Origin of the sequence: Acinetobacter sp. Lyrl_1 (genome assembly GCF_051948795.1) — a bacterium.
In the GTDB taxonomy this organism is placed as follows: domain Bacteria; phylum Pseudomonadota; class Gammaproteobacteria; order Pseudomonadales; family Moraxellaceae; genus Acinetobacter; species Acinetobacter towneri.
In genome coordinates this window covers 74,602-95,432 of record NZ_JAYJLK010000005.1, presented here as the reverse complement: position 1 = coordinate 95,432, position 20,831 = coordinate 74,602, and the positions used below count along the sequence as shown (strand labels likewise).

The 20,831-nt window shown below is 39.7% G+C and carries 17 protein-coding genes and 1 pseudogene; 11 read left to right on the top strand and 7 right to left on the bottom strand.

Annotated features, from left to right (window positions below; translation table 11 throughout):
• Positions 1-1,162, bottom strand: a 1,162-nt coding sequence (locus VF675_RS03670) for a phosphomannomutase CpsG (protein WP_440204792.1), incomplete at its 3' end; no start/stop codon positions are given.
• Between the two features lie 250 nt (positions 1,163-1,412).
• Here VF675_RS03670 and VF675_RS03665 point away from each other — a divergent pair.
• Both VF675_RS03665 and VF675_RS03660 read left to right on the top strand, forming a co-directional pair.
• A complete protein-coding gene (locus VF675_RS03665; protein WP_440204791.1) occupies positions 1,413-2,642 on the top strand; it encodes a hypothetical protein in 1,230 nt (409 codons plus the stop codon).
• A 166-nt stretch (positions 2,643-2,808) separates the two neighbouring features.
• Positions 2,809-6,156: a DEAD/DEAH box helicase gene (locus VF675_RS03660; RefSeq protein WP_440204790.1), complete on the top strand. Its 3,348-nt coding sequence runs from the start codon at positions 2,809-2,811 to the stop codon at positions 6,154-6,156.
• 17 nt (positions 6,157-6,173) lie between these two features.
• Here VF675_RS03660 and VF675_RS03655 read toward each other — a convergent pair whose 3' ends face one another.
• The 5 genes and pseudogenes from VF675_RS03655 to VF675_RS03635 all read right to left on the bottom strand — a co-directional run bounded on the left by VF675_RS03655 (position 6,174) and on the right by VF675_RS03635 (position 12,248).
• Positions 6,174-7,463, bottom strand: coding sequence for a type II toxin-antitoxin system HipA family toxin (locus VF675_RS03655; RefSeq protein WP_004970273.1), 1,290 nt, complete (start codon positions 7,461-7,463; stop codon positions 6,174-6,176).
• Positions 7,460-7,777: a helix-turn-helix domain-containing protein gene (locus tag VF675_RS03650; RefSeq protein ID WP_004970272.1), complete on the bottom strand. Its 318-nt coding sequence runs from the start codon at positions 7,775-7,777 to the stop codon at positions 7,460-7,462. Before VF675_RS03650 ends, VF675_RS03655 begins: the two co-directional genes overlap by 4 nt.
• Before the next feature lie 686 nt (positions 7,778-8,463).
• A pseudogene (locus tag VF675_RS03645) lies at positions 8,464-9,395 on the bottom strand (IS5 family transposase).
• Between the two features lie 193 nt (positions 9,396-9,588).
• The gene (locus VF675_RS03640; protein WP_180187196.1) at positions 9,589-10,866 is read right to left on the bottom strand and encodes an MFS transporter; all 1,278 of its coding nucleotides are present in this window, start codon (positions 10,864-10,866) and stop codon (positions 9,589-9,591) included.
• A 23-nt stretch (positions 10,867-10,889) separates the two neighbouring features.
• On the bottom strand, positions 10,890-12,248 hold the full coding sequence (locus VF675_RS03635) for an outer membrane beta-barrel protein (RefSeq protein ID WP_440204789.1): 1,359 nt from the start codon (positions 12,246-12,248) through the stop codon (positions 10,890-10,892).
• 114 nt (positions 12,249-12,362) lie between these two features.
• On the opposite strand from VF675_RS03635, the gene VF675_RS03630 reads away from it, so the two are divergent.
• The 7 genes from VF675_RS03630 to VF675_RS03600 all read left to right on the top strand — a co-directional run bounded on the left by VF675_RS03630 (position 12,363) and on the right by VF675_RS03600 (position 18,917).
• On the top strand, positions 12,363-13,130 hold the full coding sequence (locus VF675_RS03630; protein WP_440204788.1) for an IclR family transcriptional regulator domain-containing protein: 768 nt from the start codon (positions 12,363-12,365) through the stop codon (positions 13,128-13,130).
• A gap of 339 nt (positions 13,131-13,469) precedes the next feature.
• Positions 13,470-13,964 (top strand): hydroxyquinol 1,2-dioxygenase, encoded by a 495-nt coding sequence (locus tag VF675_RS03625; protein WP_180187198.1) that lies wholly within the window; start codon positions 13,470-13,472, stop codon positions 13,962-13,964.
• A gap of 17 nt (positions 13,965-13,981) precedes the next feature.
• Complete coding sequence (locus VF675_RS03620; protein WP_440204787.1) at positions 13,982-14,989, top strand: hydroxyquinol 1,2-dioxygenase; 1,008 nt, start codon at positions 13,982-13,984, stop codon at positions 14,987-14,989.
• A 54-nt stretch (positions 14,990-15,043) separates the two neighbouring features.
• Positions 15,044-16,567, top strand: a complete 1,524-nt coding sequence (locus VF675_RS03615; protein WP_257232953.1) for an aldehyde dehydrogenase family protein — start codon at positions 15,044-15,046, stop codon at positions 16,565-16,567.
• A 5-nt stretch (positions 16,568-16,572) separates the two neighbouring features.
• Entirely contained in the window at positions 16,573-17,640 is a 1,068-nt protein-coding gene (locus tag VF675_RS03610) for a maleylacetate reductase (protein WP_180187200.1), read from the top strand.
• Between the two features lie 96 nt (positions 17,641-17,736).
• Positions 17,737-18,594 (top strand): dioxygenase family protein, encoded by an 858-nt coding sequence (locus tag VF675_RS03605; protein ID WP_180187201.1) that lies wholly within the window; start codon positions 17,737-17,739, stop codon positions 18,592-18,594.
• Positions 18,591-18,917 carry a Rieske (2Fe-2S) protein gene (locus VF675_RS03600; protein WP_180187202.1) on the top strand — a complete coding sequence of 109 codons (327 nt, stop codon included), beginning with the start codon at positions 18,591-18,593 and terminating at the stop codon, positions 18,915-18,917. The genes VF675_RS03605 and VF675_RS03600 overlap by 4 nt, the downstream gene beginning before the upstream one ends.
• Before the next feature lie 33 nt (positions 18,918-18,950).
• Here VF675_RS03600 and VF675_RS03595 read toward each other — a convergent pair whose 3' ends face one another.
• Positions 18,951-19,313, bottom strand: coding sequence for a nuclear transport factor 2 family protein (locus VF675_RS03595; protein ID WP_440204786.1), 363 nt, complete (start codon positions 19,311-19,313; stop codon positions 18,951-18,953).
• A 159-nt stretch (positions 19,314-19,472) separates the two neighbouring features.
• On the opposite strand from VF675_RS03595, the gene VF675_RS03590 reads away from it, so the two are divergent.
• Both VF675_RS03590 and VF675_RS03585 read left to right on the top strand, forming a co-directional pair.
• On the top strand, positions 19,473-20,144 hold the full coding sequence (locus VF675_RS03590) for a 3-oxoacid CoA-transferase subunit A (RefSeq protein WP_440204785.1): 672 nt from the start codon (positions 19,473-19,475) through the stop codon (positions 20,142-20,144).
• Between the two features lie 21 nt (positions 20,145-20,165).
• Positions 20,166-20,819 carry a 3-oxoacid CoA-transferase subunit B gene (locus VF675_RS03585; RefSeq protein ID WP_180187205.1) on the top strand — a complete coding sequence of 218 codons (654 nt, stop codon included), beginning with the start codon at positions 20,166-20,168 and terminating at the stop codon, positions 20,817-20,819.
• The last annotated feature ends 12 nt before the right edge of the window (positions 20,820-20,831 follow it).

Sequence of the window (20,831 nt, the reverse complement as noted above, 5' to 3'; positions counted from 1 at the left end):
TGGTGGCTTGAGTATCGGCTACTTTAAAGTTAATTTCGCCCGAACATGGGAATTTGGCAATCATTTCTTCGACTAGATTTGATAGCGATTGTCCTGTTTCAGACAATACCGAAACCGCCAATAGCCATGGAATCATGCCGCTGTCACAATAGGCAAAATCACGGAAATAGTGGTGTGCACTCATTTCACCGCCGTAAACGGCATTGTGTTCACGCATTACATCTTTAATAAAGGCATGTCCAGATTTAGATTGAATCGCTTCACCCTGATATTGCGCGACTACATCAAAGGTATTCCAGACCAAGCGCGGGTCATGCACGATTTTTTCGCCTGTTTGTTTGAGCAAAAACGCCTGTGCCAATAAGCCGACAATATAATAGCCTTCAATAAACTGGCCTTTTTCATCGAATAAGAAACAGCGGTCAAAGTCACCATCCCACGCAATGCCCATGTCGGCTTGATGCTCTAATACGGCATTGCGGGTGCTATCACGGTTTTCCACTAAAATTGGATTCGGGATACCATTGGGGAAAGTACCATCGGCATCATTGTGAATTTTGACCAATTCAACAGGAATATTCAGGGCTTTGAATTTTTGCTCAATTGCATCGACTACATGTCCTGCAGCGCCATTGCCTGCATTCATGACCAGTTTCATTGGGCGAATTTTGCTAGGCTCGATATACGTCATTAAATGGTCAATAAATTCAGGCAAAATATTGTAGCTTTGAGTGCTACCTTTGTGCTCAACTGGGGTAAATTCACCCGATTCTGTCAAAGCCTGAATGTCTTTTAAACCTGTATCGGCACTAATCGGACGTGCATTTTCACGTACCAGTTTCATGCCGTTGTAGTCCATGGGGTTATGGCTAGCAGTCACTTCAATGCCACCTTGCACGTCTAAATGGAAAGCTGCGAAATAGACTTCTTCTGTACCTGTCATGCCTAAATCTAGCACATTGACCCCTGCATCATTTAACCCACGAATGGTGGCTTGCTTTAAGCTTTCGCTGCTGAGACGGATATCGCAGCCAATTGCAACGGTTTTGGGTTGGTAAATTTGTCCGTAAGCACGACCAATTTTATAGGCAATCTCTTCATTGAGTTCTGTGCCCAATTTTCCGCGAATGTCATAGGCTTTAAAACAAGTGAGTTTGCTCATGTATTATCCTGAATATTTGGAAAAGTCGTATTGCTGCCTATGATAATCGAACTATGTGCAATGTGCTGTACAGAATAGAAGATCAATTGCTTGAAGATGTTTCAGGTCATTAACCGTGTGTGGGGCTGTTGCAAGATGGAGCAGGTCAAAGACCATGGATGAGAAAAGGTGTTGTGATGGCAAGGGTGTTTTTTATTGAGTGAAGTTGGTTAAAATACGGCTCAGACTTATGTGTTCGATATGATTGAAGATGAAATTACAGAAAAGTACTTTAGAGCCAGAGCAGAAACTTTCTGCGCCACAGAAAAAATTTCAGAAATTATGTCAAAAAATTGAGCAGGAACAAGTACGTTTGAATGAATGGCAGACCGCACAAGCCGATATTCAGGCACGGGCCAGCCGAGAAATTTTACCAACCTATACGCAATTGCGTGAAATTATATTTCAGCAAATTCAACAATTGCTTCAGCAAAAACAACAAAAAATGACGGCAGCCCAACAAACTAAACTTGCTCAAAAAATTGAGCAACTCAGTTTACAGCTCTTAGATTCGCAGCAGATGTCTGCCGAACAAGTTCAGTTTTTAACAGAATTGCTGAATCATTATGGCTATGATTTTGAGCGGCCAGACTTAGATGATCTAGATGAGATGTTTGAGGCTAAAACTGAGTCTGAGTCCGCAGAAGAAAACTTTGAGCAAGGTGGTTTTGAAGATGATGCTTCTGAACAAGAACGACTAGCACAGCTCAAGTTGGACAGTTTGAAACATTTTCTCTGTGAAGAATATGACCTAGATCTAGATTTTTTTGATTTTCAGCATGACCCATTAGATTTAGATGATTTTATAGAAAAATTTGAACAAAAAATGCAAGATCAAGAGGAGCTAGATTTTTTAAGTCAGTTGAGTGGTGCTCAAAAAGCTTTTGCCGAACAGCAAATTGCCCGTGAAAAAGCCAAAGCAGCAAAAAAACAGCAACAGCGTGAAGAAGCAAAGAAACTGGCAAATCAGTCCATCAAAACGATTTACTTAAAAATTACAGCGTGGATTCACCCAGATCGTGAGCAAGATGAGCAGAAAAAACAAGAAAAAACCGCATTGATGCAGCAAGCCAATCAAGCTTATGAAGCCAATGATTTATTGAGCTTGCTAAATTTGCAAATTCAGTTGGGTCAGCAGCACAATCTATCTTTCGCCAATCAACAATTAAAAGCGTATAACCTGCTTTTAGAAGAACAGTTAGAAACTTTACAAATGCAAGTAGATGACATTATTTACTCTTTTAATTGGAGTCAGTTTTTATATTCTAACCGTAAAATTAAAGTGCAAGATTTGTATCGAAAATATGAGCAAGACTATCGGCATGCCCAACAAAAATTAGCTCGAGCACAAGAGATACTGGAAAAATATCAAGACCTTAAACAATTAAAGCAATTGATGCGTAGTCAATATGTGTGGGAAATGCATGCTGTGGTGATGTAGACATACTGAGGTTTGGCTTTGAATGTTTATGCAAAAAGTAGTCTTTATTTACAATATTCCTTTTGAGTGAATCCAAGTTATGCTCAGGTTGGGCCGTTCGGCTACTATTCTGAATTGACACCTTTGTCCGTTGTAATTGTATAAACATTTTTAGTGTCTGGTAATTATGTCCTCATTGATCAATTTTCTATCTCGCTTTAGTACAGCAACTCTTCAGCGCAGTCTTAGCTATGCTAAACGCATTGATAGGGAAACGATTGAGTTCTTTGAGGAAAAAGACGGGGTTACGATGTATGCCCAAATTGAAGGGACAGATTATTACGATACTGCAATCACCTATAATCCCCAAAAAGACCGTTTAATCGATGACGACTGCACTTGTCCGGTTGGATATAACTGTAAACATGCTGCTGCTTTAGCGCGGTTATTCTTTCAGGAATATCGCCAGGAATTTCAGCAGCGTTATGCTGACTCTCAATCCCCGCAGGGAATCGCAAAACGCCTACGGGGGGATGATCAGGCACAGCGCTGGTTGAATGATTTTAAACGGTATTTACAACAGACTGAACCAGAGCAATCTGTCAAAACAAACAATTATTTAATTTACCTGTTAGATCAGTCTGTCAGCTTAAAGAAATTGACAGTTGATGTTCAGAAGGCCAGACGCAATAAAAACGGCTCAATTGCGGGGGAAAGTTATTATACCCAATATGAAAATATCACCAGAAAGCATCTGACTTTACCTGAACAAAAACGACAATTATTTAACCAGATTTATTATTATGCCAAAATAAACAGTGACGAACGTTTTTATCAAAGCAATCTTGATATCTCCGGAATTTTATTGGAGCATTTCAAATCTTTTATTCAAAGTGGCGATGTGTACTGGCAAAAAAAGAGCCATACTGCACTTCAATGGTCAGAACAAGGCTATCACATCGAACTGATCTGGCAACAAGGTGTAAACAAACAGACAGAGCATTTAAATATTGAATTGGTCAATGGTGATATTCGACTCGATTTAAAATCAAATCCACATATCCAAATTCTCGCTAGCCAGCCACCGTGTTATGTGGATATTCAACAGAACACGGTGGGCCAGTTATATGGTGAATATACGGCAAATCTTCTGTACCATTTTTTACAGATGCCTGATCTTCCATCTATGCTCTTGCCAGAGTTTGAGAAACTGACTCATCAATATTCAGACGTGAAAAATCTGCCTCAGCCCGAGTCTATTCAGCATATTGATGTCCTTGAGGGTAGTCCCCAGCCAATTTTACGCTTCGGTGTTTTAGATAAATTTGATTGGAAATGGGAAGAGTCTGTTTGTGCTGAAATTGAATTCTCCTATGCAGGCGGGCGAATTAAAGCAGGTACATCAGGTGACAGTTTCATTGGTGAGCAGCATGACAAAATGGTGCGACAGCTTCGGGACTTAGTTCAGGAACAACAGTCAATCCAGCGTTTACAGCTATTGGTTGAATCACTGAAGTGGGTGAAAGATCTTAGTTATGACCAGCAATTAAAACTGGATAAACAACGTCTCGATTCTATGGTTTTTGCTTTCTATGGAGACTGGATCAAACAGCTGATGCCCATCAATCAAATTGAGTTGATGGGCTGGCAGATAGAGCATCTGGAAAACAGCCCCTTTAACCTGCAATATGTTGAAAATTTAAAGATTTCTATCACTGAATCTGAAGGCCAGCAGGACTGGTTCAATATCGGGGCGACGGTTCAAGACAGTGCAGGCAATTCTTATAATTTACTTGATGCGCTCGTAGCTTTGGTGCGAGTAAATCCTGATTTACTTGATCCGCGGACTTTTATTCATCTGCATGACAGTCAAATTTTCACCGTGAAAACTGCAGTTGATCAACCTGATTTGGCGCTATCCGCTAGGGATATTAAGCCGGTATTATTGCATTTGCAGAGCATTTTACAGCAAGAAGAGCGCAGTATTGATCGCTATGATGCGAGTCAATTATTAGAATTGCAGCATAATCTTGGGATGACATGGCAGGTCAGTGATCGCCTGCAGAAATTTGTACATAAATTCAAACAAGGCTATCAGCAACAACTGCCAACACCACAAGGTTTTCAGGGGGAGTTGCGTCTATACCAGCAGCAGGGCTTAGGCTGGTTACAGTTTTTAAGGGAAACCCAGCATGGCGGGATTCTGGCAGATGATATGGGCTTGGGGAAAACAGCACAAACTTTAGCCCATTTACTCATGGAAAAGCAGGCTGGATATTTGCAGGATAGTCCCGCCTTAATTGTTGCACCCACATCGCTGATGCATAACTGGTTCAAAGAAGCGGAGAAATTTACCCCAGAGCTCAAGGTATTGCTGCTACAGGGGCCCGATCGCCATCAGTATTTTGAGCAGATTCCGCACTATGATATTGTGTTAACCACCTATCCGCTTCTGGCGAGAGATGAAGAGCAACTAAAGCAATATGAATATCATCAACTCATTTTGGATGAGGCGCAGAATATCAAAAATCCGCGCGCCAAAGCTGCACAGGTAGTACGGCAATTAACAGCGCGACATCGTCTATGTCTAACCGGTACACCTATGGAAAATCATTTGGGTGAGCTGTGGGCACTATTTTATTTCCTGATGCCAGGATTTTTATATTCACAAGAAATTTTTAATAAAAAGTACCGTCATCCGATTGAAAAGCGCGGTGATGAGCAGTTAAGACAAAAGTTGGTCAACCGGATTAAGCCCTTCATTTTACGTCGCTTGAAAACTGACGTAGCCAAAGAGTTGCCAGAAAAAACCACGATTGAAGTCAATATTGATATGAATGACCAGCAATCCAAGTTATATGAGGCTGTTCGTGCCACGATGCAGGCAAGCATTCAGAAAATTGTGGCAGAAAAAGGCTTTAAACGTAGTCAAATTCAAATTTTAGATGCCTTACTGAAGCTACGTCAGGTGTGCTGCCATCCTAGCTTACTAAAGCTGGATTCAGTGAAAATTGGGCAGGCGCATTCTGCCAAACTTGAACAGTTGATGGATATGGTCGTTCCAATGGTGGAAGAGGGGCGAAAAATTCTTATCTTCTCTCAGTTTACCTCAATGTTGGAACTGATTGAACAACAGTTCCATCACGCAGAAATTGGCTATGTGAAGCTGACTGGAAAGACCAAAAAGCGAGATGAAGTCATTACAGCGTTTCAGTCTGGACAAGTGCCGGTATTTTTAATCAGTCTGAAAGCAGGAGGGGTCGGTTTGAATCTAACTGCCGCAGATACGGTCATTCACTATGATCCATGGTGGAACCCTGCTGCTGAAGATCAAGCTTCAGATCGTGCATGGCGGATTGGACAGGACAAGCCGGTATTTGTCTATAAGCTGATTACTAATAAAAGCATAGAAGAAAAAATTCTTGCCTTACAGCAAAATAAAGCAGAACTGGCACACTCTATTCTAAGTACAGATCATGAAGGCGAAGCGAAACTGACGGAAAATGACGTGATGAACTTGTTTGAGAAATTTTAGTTTGGTTTCAGATTACCCTAATCATCTGTAAGTATCTGAAAGTCCGGATGCAATTTTTTCCAATGTTCTCTTAATTTTTCTTTATGAACAGAAATCATAGGTAAGTCTAGTAATAGCACTGGCCATACCGACCGTGCTTTGTCCATGATCGCGTGAAGTTGTTTTTCAATAACACGCCATGGAACACCGACTTTTTCAGCCCATTGTTCAAAGTGTTTCATCTCAGCTAAATACCAATCTTTATTTTTGGCAAGATTTAAGGCGAAATGACGCTCATTTTCAATATATACACTTGTCATCAATATATCGTATGCAGGGGATAATCTTGGCGTTGTTTTATCGTGATAAATCATACTCCAGTTCTTTAAGTGTGCATCTCCATTGGCGAGTAAAATATTGACGAGTAAACGGCTGGCAAATTGCTGAATATCAAAAATTTTGTTATCTGAATAGTGATAAATGATCTTACCGATCTGCTCATAATTTGTGGTGCTGTATTTCTGGTGTGGATATGAACCAAAGATCTGAGCAAAATCTTCAATATGAATAAGCTCTGTAGTATTAGCAGTACTCTGCCTATCGAATCTCTTAATTGCAAAAGCATATTGCTCTTGGGGTAGATTTAATGGTGGAAGGTCTTGTAAGAGTGCCATATCTACCAAACGAATCTCTGGGATATCTATTCCGACCATTTTGGCAAGGATCATCATAGAGTATTCATTCAGCGGAACAAAAGCATGTCTGGTAGAAGGAGTTTTGACAATCCAATCACCGAGTAGGCTGGATTCCGTTGCCTGTGCTAATGTAAAACGCCCATCTTTGGCTTTCATGGAAAACTTCATTTGGACGCCAGCCAAGGAAAACTTATTATTTGTCCGAATCTCTTGTTTTAATATCTGATCTGGATTCGAGATCTGAAGCTTAAATTTTATTCCATCTGGGATTTCTTCTGGATCTACTGGGGTTGCAATCAGTGCCCCAGGTAAGTCATGACCTAAAGCTGCCAATAACTGAAATTCATTGTCTATATGTATTTTGAGGCTTTGTGCTATGAGTTCGCGTAATGCACCTTCTGGTAGCAGATTTGATAGCAAGGGGTGTAAGCGCTGATGTGTAACATAGGTCTTTTCTAAAATCTTATCCGCTTGAGGATATAAAGGGGAAGTAAGCAAGCTCAAGGTCGGACGTTGCTGATCCAAGTGAAAAGAATCTGTGAAAACCAGAATATTTTTTCCGCTCTGAAATCCTGCCAAGTATCCAACGACAACGTGATGTAATGTTAATTTCAGGACTGCAACAGTATTCATGGTTCCTCTCCTCCGAGAAGACCTTTCCATGGGTTAGACATTAAGTCATCTTGATCTTCAATAGTGACTTTAATTTCATCATTCAATAATTGTCTAATCAAATGAACCTTATCATCTGGGATGAGCATCAGTTGAGCATTTAGTCCTGCCGCAATAATTTCTAAGGTATCTAATCGAGGATTGCCTTGACTTTCCAGTTTTTGGTACTGCTGTCTTGAAATGCCTGTACGTGATTGCATATCAACTTGCTTTAAACCCAATAGGGTTCGTCTTTTTTTGACTTGCTGTAGTAAAGACTTATTTGGTGTAGACATATTTATTGCTTTTTGGTGGTATAAGAAGCATATTAGTTGCTTTTTTATTAAGAAGCAATGACAGAAATTATTAACAGGCTCCGCGGCATCAATATTTAGGATTTAGGCAAGCTGATCTTGTTTAACATAAGCCACTTAGTAGTAGCTAATACTATCTTTTGTTTTGGAGTTTTTTTTATCTTGTATGATTGATACTCTGGAGCATCATCTACACGGTTTTTTGTTCACAGTTTTGAAAGAGCACTTTTGTAAACTTACTTTTTTAAGTATAAAAATTTCTTATGAAGTAAAATATTGAATAAAACAACAATAAAAAAGCCCCAGTCATTTAACTGAGGCTTTTAGAATCTGGAGCGGGAAACGAGACTCGAACTCGCGACCCCAACCTTGGCAAGGTCACCGAGATTTATTCCATTAAATGACCTTAATTATAAGTATATGATTTAATTACTGGTATATAGTTTTTGGTGGAGTAAAATTTTGATCAATTTAGATCATTTAATGTGGTTTTGGTCACTTCATTTTAGGCATTTTAGTTTATAAAAGTCACCTATGTTTTGATGCTGATTTTCGTGAGAAATAATAACAATATATAGTTTAATATAATGATTATTAATTATTTATAAATCGACTAGGCTTTGTTGCATAAAGATTTTAAAGATAGAGCTTTCCTAAGTTGTTTAAATTTAAGTGACAACTTGGGTATGAGCTCGGCCTAATTCCATAAATTTATTTAATACTGCCACACGTGCATGAATCTCATTCACCTGGCTTTGAAAACTCCGTGCACTGAGTTTATCTCCCAATAATTTGATGCAATGCATCTTGGTTTCTACCAAGCTTCGGCGATGATACCCAGACCACTTTTCCAAATTGCTCTTCCTAGGCATTTAACCGTTTTCAACAATTCATTTCTTTCTAAAGATCTCAGCTTTTTGTCTTTCCAGGGCTTCGCATTTTTTCTTGGCGGAATCACCGCATGTGCCTGTCGATCTAAAATGACTTGTCTGCAGTGCTTCGTATCGTAAGCACCATCGGTATAGACCGAATCAATTCGTTCATCTAAAGGAATTTGAGCAAGTAAATCACCGAGTACTTGCGAATCGCTCACATTATTTGTAGTAAGCTGTACTGCACGTATTTGCAGGGTTTCAGCATCGATACCAATATGCAGCTTACGCCATTGGCGATGATATTCAGGTCCATGTTTCCTACGTTTCCATTCACCTTCACCTAGAAACTTCAAGCCAGTTGAGTCTACAAGTAGATGTAACCCATCACTATTTTTTTGATAGCTAATCGCAATATCAATATGTTTTTGTCTTCGACAAAGCGTACTGTAATCTGGCGCTGTCCAACTTAATCCACATAGTTTAATCAGGCTTTGAACAAAACCTGTGACCATGCGTAGAGAGAGTCTGAATAAAGATTTGATCATTAAACAGCATTGAATAGCGGTGTCTGAGTAAGTTTGACTTCGACCTTGCTTGCCTTGTGATTGTGCATACCACTGAGTGTTTGGATCGAACCAAATAGCAATATTCCCACGATTAATGAGAGCTCTGTTATATGCGGGCCAATTGGTTGTGCGGTAGATTTTGTGTGTAGGCTTCTTCATTTGAAAATTATATTGCTGAAGAAGCCGTCTATGCTAGGTTTGTGCAACAAAGTCCTAAAACGAAAAGAGAAACTTATACAACTCAGAAAAATTGTGGAACAGGATTATGAGGACTATTCACAATGACTAATAAAAGGATGTTCGATTAGGTATTGAATGAATACCTAACCGATAAAAAGCTTCCACTGTTTAATTAAGCATTCTCAACTTGATTGACAGTTTGGGCTGGTTGAGTAGTAGCATTCACTTTACGCGGTGCTGTTTCTTTAATGAAGAAACTAATGACCATACCGATTAATGCACCAACAAGGCTGAGATAAAAAATATTTTGAATACCATAATTTTCAGCAATTATTCCAGAAAGAACAGGGGCAATGCCTCCACCAAAGATTTCACCGGCACCCACAACTAAGCCAATTGATGAAGCTACAAGACCAGCCGGTGCTGACTCAGCAGCGATTGGACCTGAAAGTAAAGCAATTAAACCTAAACTAAAGAATGACAAGACGAACAGTAAGCCAAATAAGCTCATAACTGTCGCAGGAGCGTTAGCAAATAAGTAGATAAAAATCGCCGATCCAAGGAAGCTCAGAATAGAGGCCGCACGACGACCGATCCAATCAGAGAACGTTGGTACTAAAAACTGACCTAGAAAACCACCAAAACCAATCGCTGAAACAACGATACCCATATCCTGAGGAGTAAGCTTTAAATAGTTTTCTAAATAAAGCGGAACCATCGCACTAATTACAAATACACATGACATGGTACAAAATAGTCCAATCATACTCAGTAAAATATTACGGGTTTTAAGTAGTGCGAACCAATTTACTTTTTCTTTAGACTCCGCCTGTTTTTCTAAAATTAACAGTTGACCGCCTTGAGTTTGTTCAGGTTCGCGTAGTACAAAAAATAAAAATACAGCTAGAATAAAACCTGGAATTGCAACGACCCAAAAAACTTCACGCCAGGAAGGAACTACTAGCATGAGTTGGGTTGCAATGATTGGACCTAATCCTAAACCAAATAAGGCAAAACCACTTTGTTGTAACCCTTGTAATGCGCCACGACGAGAAGGTTTTGCTGCAACTGCTGTTGCTGCAAAGCTTGTAGGACAAAATGCACCTTCAGACACGCCCATTAACGCTCGGATTAAGATTAAACTAGTAAGACCCATGGCCGCACCAGAAAATCCGGATGCTAAAGAAAAAACAATTAAAGATAGGATTAAAATTTTGCGATGACCGATCTTATCAGAAAGTCGTCCTGCAAAAATGGCGAATATCCCCCAAGTGATACCTAGGGCACCGAAAATCATACCTACATCTTGATAATTTAATGAGAGGTCTCGCATGATTGAAGGCAATAATGGTGCAATAATCCACCGATCTAAGCCGACTAAACCAAAACCTAAGGTCAGAAGAAGTACTATCTTCCATTCATAGGAAGTATCCCATTTTTGTGTATTCATTATTAATTTCCTTTTAAATGAATTTAGAAAAAGAATGTCAAATCAAGAGAGTAAGAAAGCTGGTCATCTTCGGTGCCATTAATCAGAGGCGGTAAAGTATGATGTGGGGAAGCAAAAGGTTTACTACCTCCGCTATACCAGTCGTAACGGATCTCGGGACGTACACGCAAGTAAGGTTTCGGGTTCCACGTCATATTTGCGGTGACAGCTTTATAGATACCGTCGTAGGGAACGAGAACGTGAACACCATCAGTGTCAAAATACTCTGCTCGTATCGCTGAACTTAGTTGCGGATTAAAGTTATGCTTATAGCTCACATTAATGCCTTGCCATGATGCATCTTTACCGCCATTCGCAGGTACCCCGAACGGTTCAGCATTAAACACGTCAGCCAACAAAGCTTTTTCTTGATAACCATAAGATGCTTCAGCAGTCACACTGTTTTTTGGATTAAGAAATTTGGTAACTGTCAAATAACTTTGATAACGATTGAGTTTTTTATCCTTGGCCAACTCTGAACTCGCAGGAATTGGTGATCCACAACCACATTTATCAAAAGAATCATCTGCGCCATTACCAAAGATATTTTCAAAATCTACCCACGTTGAAAAATCTTTACTACGCCAGCGTAAATTTGCAATAATATCCCAATCCTTGTTTGGATCTTGTAAATTGTTATAACCTCGCACAGCACCTAACTCATACGAAAGTTTGGCACTATCAGGTTCATTAAAAATATGACTACTCCACAATGCACCGACATGTTTGGCTGGACCATGAATAAAACTATATGGATGAGTATAGAAAGTAGTTGGTGCAGGAGCAGGAAGAGCGAATCCAATTTCATTTGCGAGAGGGGTATGGAATAAACCTACCATTAAATTACTACCACCCAACACAGGAAGATAAAGCTCAGCATAGGCTTGGGTCAAAGAAGCATACATATCGGATGAACCAAAGTTACCGACTTTGTTGCTGCCCCAATCATCGTCTAGTCCGTAAGTACGGAAGAAGAAATTATCCGCACCATACATTCCCGTGATATTAAAGCCCCAGTCAAAGTCTTTAGGCATAGCACCAGGAAATGCCCCAACCCGACTCACGATATTACTATTAACCTTTTTCTCAATCATGATGGCTGCCTGGTCAAGTGTTACACCATCATCACGACGAATAATAGTGGCAGGAGTTAATTGTCCACCATGATTGCTATCAGCGATACTGGTCTGAACCCAGCCTGTAACTTTGATATCAAGATCATTTTCATTAATTGATTTAAATAACCAGCCTTGTGGCTCGACAGCAGGTTCTTCCGCGTGTGTAGTAGCATTAGCAAATAACATTGCTAAGATAAGGCTACGGAGTTGTGTTGATTTTTTCATTCAGCATCTCTACTAGCTTCAGGGACTACCATGTCCCCACTTTTTTATAACTGTACGTATTACGAACATTGTTCTCTATCCGTACAATGTTCATTCAATGCAAAAGGGAGAACCATGTCAAGTTCGCTTAATGACAAGGACTATGTTGCTTCGTTAGAAAAAGGCTTATTAGTACTGAATTTGTTTAATGAAAATAAGAGGAAAATTACACTATCTGAAACGGCAAATTTACTTGATATGACCCGTGCAACAGCTAGACGATTTTTAAAAACTTTGGAAATCTTAGGATATTTAGAAAGTGACTCTAAATATTATTGGCTAACTCCTAAAGTATTAAATTTAAGTAAGGCTTTTTTAACTTCTGATAGTTTTTATAAAATTGCACAATATTATGTGAAACAACTCGCTATTAAAACAGAAGAGACTAGCTATATATGTATTAAAAATGGTTTTTTAAGCACCGTTATTGCTTGTGAGCCAGTAAAAAGAAAGATGCAAGTGAATATACAGTTAGGTGATATAGAGCCGCTTTGGAGTTCGTCTTCAGGACGGATTTTTTTGGCTCATATGCCGCAAGAGGATATTGATAGATATATAAAAAATGTGGATTTTAATCATGTTAATGAGTTTTCTGTTAGTCATCCATCTGTTTTGATTAGCGAGCTTAAAAAAGTTAAGGATCAAGGTTATTGTTTCGTAAACCAAGAGCAAGAAAAATCTTTAGTCAGTTTATCAATACCATTAAGAAACTCACAGGGTAATTTAATCGCTACATTGAATATAACAGGGGCAGATAGTCGTTTTAGTCAAGTAGATATAATACGAAAATTGGAATATATGTTTCAGGTTTCAAATGAAATTAAAAATAATATGACTGTTTGATTCGTATTTTCTATTTATTACGGCTTTGTTGCATAAATATGTAAGCATCTGATTTAAATAAATTTAATTTTGGATCAAAAAAATAATCAAAACTTTTAAAATCATATAGTTATGAAATCTTTGTGCAACAAAGCCATTTATTACAGGAAGAAATGAATTTCTCATTCTCTTAAAAATACATGAAATTTCATGTTTAATGAAAAGGATTTTTATGGATTGTTTGCATAATGCAAACATTCATGTTGCGAGTTCGTAGATTGTCTTGGGGTGAGGTTTAACGTAATTTCGAATTGTCAAAGAACAAGACCGCATTTGTGAACGTTGAGTAAGGAAACGAAAATGACTGTATATACAACCAAGTTTGGTAGTTTGGATAACTACGAAAAAGGGTCAATCCAATTGGTTTCAGGTGAAGCCACCAATTATGCTTTTTCCAATGTTTTTGAAGTTGCTGCTAATGCACAGCCCTATGAAAAAACTGTAGTAGGTAAAAATCTAAAGTTTGTTATTGAGTCTGTTAAGGCAGATGGTGTCTCACCTTGGTATACCGCTTCACATGATGAATTCGTGATCGTACTGGATGGTGAGGTACGAGTAGATTTTCTTAAGTTAAATGAAGAATTAGTTTCTCCAGCACAGGAAGGCACACATTTAGCAGGTGATAAACCTAATGGTAAGGCAATGGGGTATGCATTGCTTAAACAAGGTCATCAAGCAATTTTACCAGCAGGTTCAGCTTATCGTTTTGAGACATCCAAGCCAGCAGTATTGCTTATTCAAACTATTCAGGGACCCCTCTCATTAGAAAAATGGAATGAGATTTGTATTAAGTAATCAAGGAGAAGAGAGAGATGACTTCAATGTTAAAGAAATTTGAAGATGCTGGCGTAAAAATTATTAGTCATGATGTGATTACAGGCTATTCTACTTTTCAGTTAGGTAAGTTTACGTTTAGTCGTGATGAGTATTTTGCAAAAATTACCTGGGAAGCTAAAGGACAAGAATTTTCCCATTTAATGTCAGCGGATGCTTTCTTAAGAGCAGTCATGCGTGATGTAGCCTGGGGGTTCTTCTATGGTTGGGTGAACTTCGATCATGTGATTGGTACACAAAACCATTATGGCAGCGTTGATTTATATGCTGGAACCTTTAATGGTGTTCTTAAAAATGCTGGCGTTGATTATGTTGAAAACTTTGAAACACCTTTAATCATGGCAACTTTTAAGGCGATTTTACATGATTGGGTAAGTGAAGGTTTTGACCCATTTGCAGCTCCAGAAGAAACTGGCAGTGCTTTTGGTCGTAAGCATGGTGATAATGAGGCTGCTATCGACCGTTATCGTATTGCGACAAAACGTATGCCAAGTTTGCCAGGTGATTCTCCATTAAGAGATGATTTACCAGTCAATCGTCATTTTGAAGATGTAGTTCAAGATGAACCATTTATCCACTGTGAACCTGGATTTGAAGGGCAGCTCGGCGGTTTTAACTTATTTAAATATTTATCGCGTTCGGATGTTACTTGGAATCCTTCGGTAACTTCAGTTTGTAAAGAAAGTCTATTCTGTCCAACAACTGAAGAGTATATCTTACCAATTTTCCATGGTAATGACCGTGTTGAGTGGTTCTTACAATTCTCGGATGAAATTACCTGGGATATCGCCGACAAAATTGATGGTAGTCCAATTGCGCGTGTAGTCATGAAACCAGGTGATATTTGCGCAATGCCAGCCAATATCCGCCATCAAGGTTATTCAACAAAACGTTCGATGTTGTTGGTTTGGGAAAATGCTACGCCTAATCTGCCAGAAAAATATGAATCAGGTGAATTATCACCTTATCCAATCGATTTCTCATAATTCCTTATAAAAGGGCTTTACAGCCCTTTATCACTCTATTTAGGTATATAAATTATGAATACGCAATTATGTGTTGATGGAAAAGTCACGCCTGAACTAAATATGGGAACGATTAATACGCAATTATTTATTGATGGCCAATTCGTACCTGCGAAAAGTGGCGGTACGATTGATGTATTGAATCCATTTAATGGTGAACTTATTACAAAAATTGCAGCTGCAGAAGCAGAAGATGTAGATATTGCTGTAGCTGCTGCAAAACGTGCTTTTCCAATCTGGTCTGCCATGGCGGCAGCTGATCGTGGCAGACTCTTGTTAAAATTGGCTGATTTAATCGAAGAGCATACAGAAGAATTAGCACAACTAGAATCTCTAGATACTGGGCACCCTATCCGTGATTCTAGACGCTTGGATGTTCCACGTACTGCAGCTTGCTTCCGTTATTTTGGCGGTATTGCCGATAAGATTGAAGGCTCAGTCATTCCGGTAGAATCTGGTTTTTTGAATTATGTATTGCGTGAACCAATCGGTGTAGTTGGGCAAATCGTCCCTTGGAATTTTCCATTGATGTTCACCAGTTGGAAATTAGGTCCTGCTTTAGCTGCTGGTAATACAGTAGTACTCAAGCCATCTGAGCTTACTCCCTTATCTACTCTTAAAATCGCAGAGCTGATTAAAAAAGCAGGCTTTCCTGATGGTGTTGTGAATGTTGTAGCGGGTTATGGTCATACAGCAGGTCAACGCCTAGCCGAACACGAAGATGTCGGAAAGATTGCCTTTACTGGTTCGACAGTCACCGGGCAAAATATTGTACGTTCCTCAGTTGGGAATCTAAAACGTGTTCAACTTGAGTTGGGTGGCAAGGGCGCCAACATCGTATTTGAAGATGCAAATATCGATGCTGCAGTAAACGGTGCTGCTTGGGCAATTTTTCACAATCAAGGACAAGCATGTATTGCCGGTTCTCGCTTGGTGCTACACGAAGCAATTGCGGACCAATTTCTTGAGAAATTTATCAAATTGGCAGAGTCGATTCGTTTGGGTGACCCTCTTGATCCAAATACCGAGATGGGGCCTTTGACATCCGAAGCACATCGCAACAAAGTATTGTCTTACGTACAGATCGCTCAGGAGCAGGGTGGTCGTATTCTGTCTGGTGGTAAGGCTCCAGAAGATGCAGCACTACAGAACGGTTACTATGTATTGCCTACAATTGTAGAAGCTAAGCCACACGATCGTGTTGCCCAAGAAGAAGTATTTGGGCCATTCGTTACTGTTTTAAGATTTAAAACAGATGAAGAAGCTCTGGAAATTGCCAATTGCACTGAATATGGCTTAGGTAGTGGCTTATGGACACAAAACCTGCAACGTGCGCATCAATTTGCCAAAAAAATTAACGCGGGTATGTGTTGGATCAACAGCTATAAACGTGTCAATCCTGGTAGTCCATTTGGCGGTGTAGGTAAGTCTGGCTATGGTCGTGAAATGGGGTTTGAAGCCATTCATGATTATACTGAAGCGAAATCTATTTGGGTTAATGTTGATGCAAACGTCCCACCGCACTTTCAGCGAGGGTAATGTCTATGAATGCATTTCATTATAAAGCCCTACCTCTCGATGTTTATTTCGGGAATGGCAAGTCAAAAGAAGTCAAAGAAATTTTGATTCAGCATGGCTATCAAAAAGTTCTGGTGATTACTACACCAGAACAGGAAGAAGATGGCAAGAAACTGGTACAAAAACTTGATGATATTTCTGTAGGAGTCTATCCACATGCTGTCATGCATGTTCCCGTAGAAGTTGCTAATTCAGCAGTGGAATATGCCAAAGAAAAAGGTATTGACTGTTGTTTGGCTTTAGGAGGGGGCTCAACCATTGGGTTAGCCAAAGCTATTGCATTAAAAACGCATTTGCCGATTGTTGCAATTCCTACCACTTATGCAGGTAGTGAAATGACCACAGTCTATGGGTTAACTGAAAATAATTTAAAAACTACGGGTAAAGATATTCACGTATTACCCAAAGTTGTGATTTATGATCCAGAGTTGAGCGTGACTTTACCTGCTGAAATTTCTGCATGTTCAGGTATGAATGCTATGGCTCATGCAGTGGAAGCACTGTATGCACAGGATAAAAACCCGATTATTAGTATGATGGCGGTAGAGTCGATTCAGGCATTAAAAGCAGCCTTACCGATTATTGTTAAAAATCCTAAGGATATTGATGCTCGTCAGAAAGCGACTTATGGAGCATGGTTGGCCGGTATCTGTTTAGGGTCAGTGGGTATGGCGATACATCATAAAATTTGTCATACCTTGGGGGGAACTTTTAATCTACCTCATGCGCAGGCACATGCAATTACTTTGGCTTATTCTGTTCATTACAACCGTCATTCTGATATTGAAGCAATGGACCGTTTGGCCGTTGCATTAGGGGTTAGCAGCCGCGAAGATGTGGGTATGGCAATCTATGCTTTGAACCAACAATTGCAGATTCCAATGGCTTTAAAAGAGATTGGATTGCCAGAAAATGGTCCTGCTGAAGTCGCAAGGATCATTTGTGATAGTCCTTACTATAACCCTCGTGGTTATGACTATGATGAGTTGGAAGACTTATTAACAAAAGCCTATGAAGGATTACCTCCGGTTTAAGAGGTAATAACAGTTAGTAAAATTTACATCATAATGGCTCACTTTTGACATCGAAAATAGCTGTGAAGGGTGGGTCATTTGAAAAAGGAATTGATCATGAGTGTGGCAGCACAAGTGGTTCAAAGTTTTCAGCGGATTGAAAATACTCGACATAAAACTTTAATCACCAACCTTGTACAAAAATTACATGACTATATTGCCGAAGTTCAATTGACTGAAGCAGAATGGGAATATGCGATTAATTTTTTAACTCAAACGGGCCAACTATGTAGTGAGCAACGTCAAGAATATATCTTACTTTCTGATGTGCTCGGTGTATCCATGTTAGTCGATGAAATTAATCATCAAAAAAATCAAGAGCAAACACCATCTACTGTTTTCGGTCCTTTTTTTATTGAAAATATTCCGACACGTCAATTTGCAGATACTATCGTAATTCAGGGTGATAAATCACATACACCTTTATTGATTAAAGGCAAGATTCTTGATCGACATGGGCAGCCTATTCAAAATGCGCGCATTGATATCTGGCAAACTGCTGAAAATGGAATGTATTCAGGTCAAGATCCTGAACAAAAAATTGATAATCTGCGTGGCGTATTTATTAGCCAGATAGATGGATCATATGCGATCAAGTCTATTTTACCTGTCAGCTATCAGATCCCTTCTGATGGAACTGTAGGAAGATTACTTAATTATGCTCATCGCAGTTTCTGGCGACCAGCGCATATCCATTTCAAAATTGTGGCTGAAGGCTTCGAGCCATTAGTTACCCACTTATTTTTAGAAGGCGATCAATATCTGGATGAGGATGCTGTATTCGGTGTTAAAGACCGATTGATTGTTCATTATGAACACAAGCAACCTGATAATCAGAGTAAAGCTTTATATGGTATTGATCAGGATTATGATTTGATTGAATATGATTTTGTCCTGTCGGGGATCGGACTATGATCAAACTGTGTGATATAACCGACTTCGACAACCATAAATGTTTTAAAGTCGAGCACCCGGTTAAACCTGATAAAAGTATTGTCATTATTAAAGGAGACAATACCTTTTATGCCTACGAAAATGTGTGTCCACATTTTTCAATACAACTTGACTATAAGCCTGGTGTATTCAATACCTATAAAAACACGCTTATTATGTGTGCACATCATTCAGCTATGTTTGATATTGTAACAGGGGAGTGTGTTGAGGGTCCATGTAGAGGGCATTCACTTATCCCCGTACAAATAGAGATTCAGGAAAATAAAATATTTTTTAAATGTTAGAGTGAATTCACTCTAACATTTTTTATTTAACAATTATTTAAAAGGCGTTGCTTGATATATAAACAATTTTAATTGATCCTGCTCTTTTTTCCAGACAGAAATTGCTCGGTTTTGCAGTTTTCTCGCCTCTTGATTGACATATAGATCAGCATAAAAATCACCTACTACGATGACACAATCCTGCAAATCAATAACTTCACAAATATCAAAATCAATTTTTTGATAATTATAATAACCAGCTTGTAATTTATTCATAAAAGATGACAAATTATCAACGGTGCCACTGGTATGTACATAACGTAGATGCTCATGACATATTGAGGCGAATTGATCATATTGTTTGTTAATCAGACTGTCAAATCGTAGTTTCTCAAGCTCACGAACTCGTGTTTCCATTATTAAAGATCTCCTTAAAACTCAAGGCCTATCATATGTATTTTGAGGTGTAGAGATTGTTCTAAATCACAGAACATTGTATTTGCAATTTGACTAGCAATTTATAGAGATGATCCTTCTACAATAATTGTTTGGGGATCTCTAAATAACGGATTAAATATGATCGACAAAAGCAAAGCTTCCTTAACAGAAGTGCTTTCACAAATTAAAGATGGTTCAACCATTATGATTGGTGGCTTCGGCACCGCGGGTCAGCCCGCTGAACTGATTGATGGCTTGATTGAACTGGGCGTGAAAGATCTGGTGATCGTCAACAACAACGCCGGTAACGGTGACTACGGTTTGGCGAAGCTTTTAAAAGCAGGTGCCGTGCGTAAAATCATCTGCTCGTTCCCACGTCAGTCTGACTCTTGGGTTTTCGACGAGCTATACCGTGCTGGCAAAATTGAACTTGAATTAGTTCCACAAGGTAACTTAGCTTGCCGTATCCAGGCTGCAGGTATGGGTTTGGGTCCAATCTACACTCCTACCGGTTTTGGTACGTTGCTGGCTGAAGGCAAACCAACCCTAAACTACGACGGTAAAGACTACGTGCTGGAAAATCCGATCAAAGCGGATTTTGCCTTGATCAAAGCACACAAAGGCGACCGTTGGGGCAACCTAGTTTACCGCAAATCTGCACGTAACTTCGGCCCAATCATGGCGATGGCGGCAGATATCACCATTGCACAGGTGTCTGAAGTGGTTGAACTGGGTGAGCTTGATCCGGAACACATCATCACGCCGGGCATTTTCGTAAAACATGTGATTCAAGTAACCCCAGCACAGTAATTGGCGACTAAGGAGAACTTCATGAGCTATAGCAAACTTACTCGCGACCAGATTGCTGAACGTGTTGCGCAAGACATTCCAGACGGTGCCTATGTGAATTTGGGTATTGGTCTACCAACCAAAATTTCGAATTACCTGCCATCAGACAAAGATGTGTTTCTACACTCTGAAAATGGCCTGTTGGCGTTTGGTCCACCGCCGGCAGAAGAAGACCGTGATCCTGAACTGATCAACGCCGGTAAAGAATTCGTTACCATGCTGACTGGCGGCTGCTTCTTCCATCATGGCGACTCTTTCGCGATGATGCGTGGTGGTCACCTCGATATCGCAGTATTAGGTGCTTTCCAGGTGGCTGAAAATGGTGACTTGGCGAACTGGCATACCGGTGCACCGGACGCGATTCCTGCCGTAGGTGGCGCGATGGACTTGGCTGTGGGTGCGAAAAAAGTTTTCATCACCACAGATCACGTGACCAAAAAAGGCGAACCTAAAATCGTTGCTCAACTTGATTATCCTGCCACTGGTTTGAAATGTGTGGATCGTATCTATACCGATCTCTGCGTCATCGATGTAACGCCAGAAGGTATGAAAGTGATTGAGAAAGTTGAAGGCTTGAGCTTCGAAGAATTGCAGTCTTTAACGGGTGCGAAACTGATTGATGCGACTCAAGGCTAAGCATAAGGAATA

Excerpts from the sequence above, each read along its gene's own strand:
- VF675_RS03640 (WP_180187196.1), bottom strand. The coding sequence starts at position 10,866 with ATGAATACACAAAAATGGGATACTTCCTATGAATGGAAGATAGTACTT.
- VF675_RS03605 (WP_180187201.1), top strand. The coding sequence starts at position 17,737 with ATGAGTGTGGCAGCACAAGTGGTTCAAAGTTTTCAGCGGATTGAAAAT.
- VF675_RS03630 (WP_440204788.1), top strand. The coding sequence starts at position 12,363 with ATGTCAAGTTCGCTTAATGACAAGGACTATGTTGCTTCGTTAGAAAAA.
- VF675_RS03660 (WP_440204790.1), top strand. The coding sequence starts at position 2,809 with ATGTCCTCATTGATCAATTTTCTATCTCGCTTTAGTACAGCAACTCTT.
- VF675_RS03650 (WP_004970272.1), bottom strand. The coding sequence starts at position 7,777 with ATGTCTACACCAAATAAGTCTTTACTACAGCAAGTCAAAAAAAGACGA.
- VF675_RS03595 (WP_440204786.1), bottom strand. The coding sequence starts at position 19,313 with ATGGAAACACGAGTTCGTGAGCTTGAGAAACTACGATTTGACAGTCTG.
- VF675_RS03590 (WP_440204785.1), top strand. The coding sequence starts at position 19,473 with ATGATCGACAAAAGCAAAGCTTCCTTAACAGAAGTGCTTTCACAAATT.
- VF675_RS03615 (WP_257232953.1), top strand. The coding sequence starts at position 15,044 with ATGAATACGCAATTATGTGTTGATGGAAAAGTCACGCCTGAACTAAAT.
- VF675_RS03585 (WP_180187205.1), top strand. The coding sequence starts at position 20,166 with ATGAGCTATAGCAAACTTACTCGCGACCAGATTGCTGAACGTGTTGCG.
- VF675_RS03665 (WP_440204791.1), top strand. The coding sequence starts at position 1,413 with ATGAAATTACAGAAAAGTACTTTAGAGCCAGAGCAGAAACTTTCTGCG.
- VF675_RS03610 (WP_180187200.1), top strand. The coding sequence starts at position 16,573 with ATGAATGCATTTCATTATAAAGCCCTACCTCTCGATGTTTATTTCGGG.
- VF675_RS03620 (WP_440204787.1), top strand. The coding sequence starts at position 13,982 with ATGACTTCAATGTTAAAGAAATTTGAAGATGCTGGCGTAAAAATTATT.
- VF675_RS03655 (WP_004970273.1), bottom strand. The coding sequence starts at position 7,463 with ATGAATACTGTTGCAGTCCTGAAATTAACATTACATCACGTTGTCGTT.
- VF675_RS03635 (WP_440204789.1), bottom strand. The coding sequence starts at position 12,248 with ATGAAAAAATCAACACAACTCCGTAGCCTTATCTTAGCAATGTTATTT.
- VF675_RS03600 (WP_180187202.1), top strand. The coding sequence starts at position 18,591 with ATGATCAAACTGTGTGATATAACCGACTTCGACAACCATAAATGTTTT.
- VF675_RS03625 (WP_180187198.1), top strand. The coding sequence starts at position 13,470 with ATGACTGTATATACAACCAAGTTTGGTAGTTTGGATAACTACGAAAAA.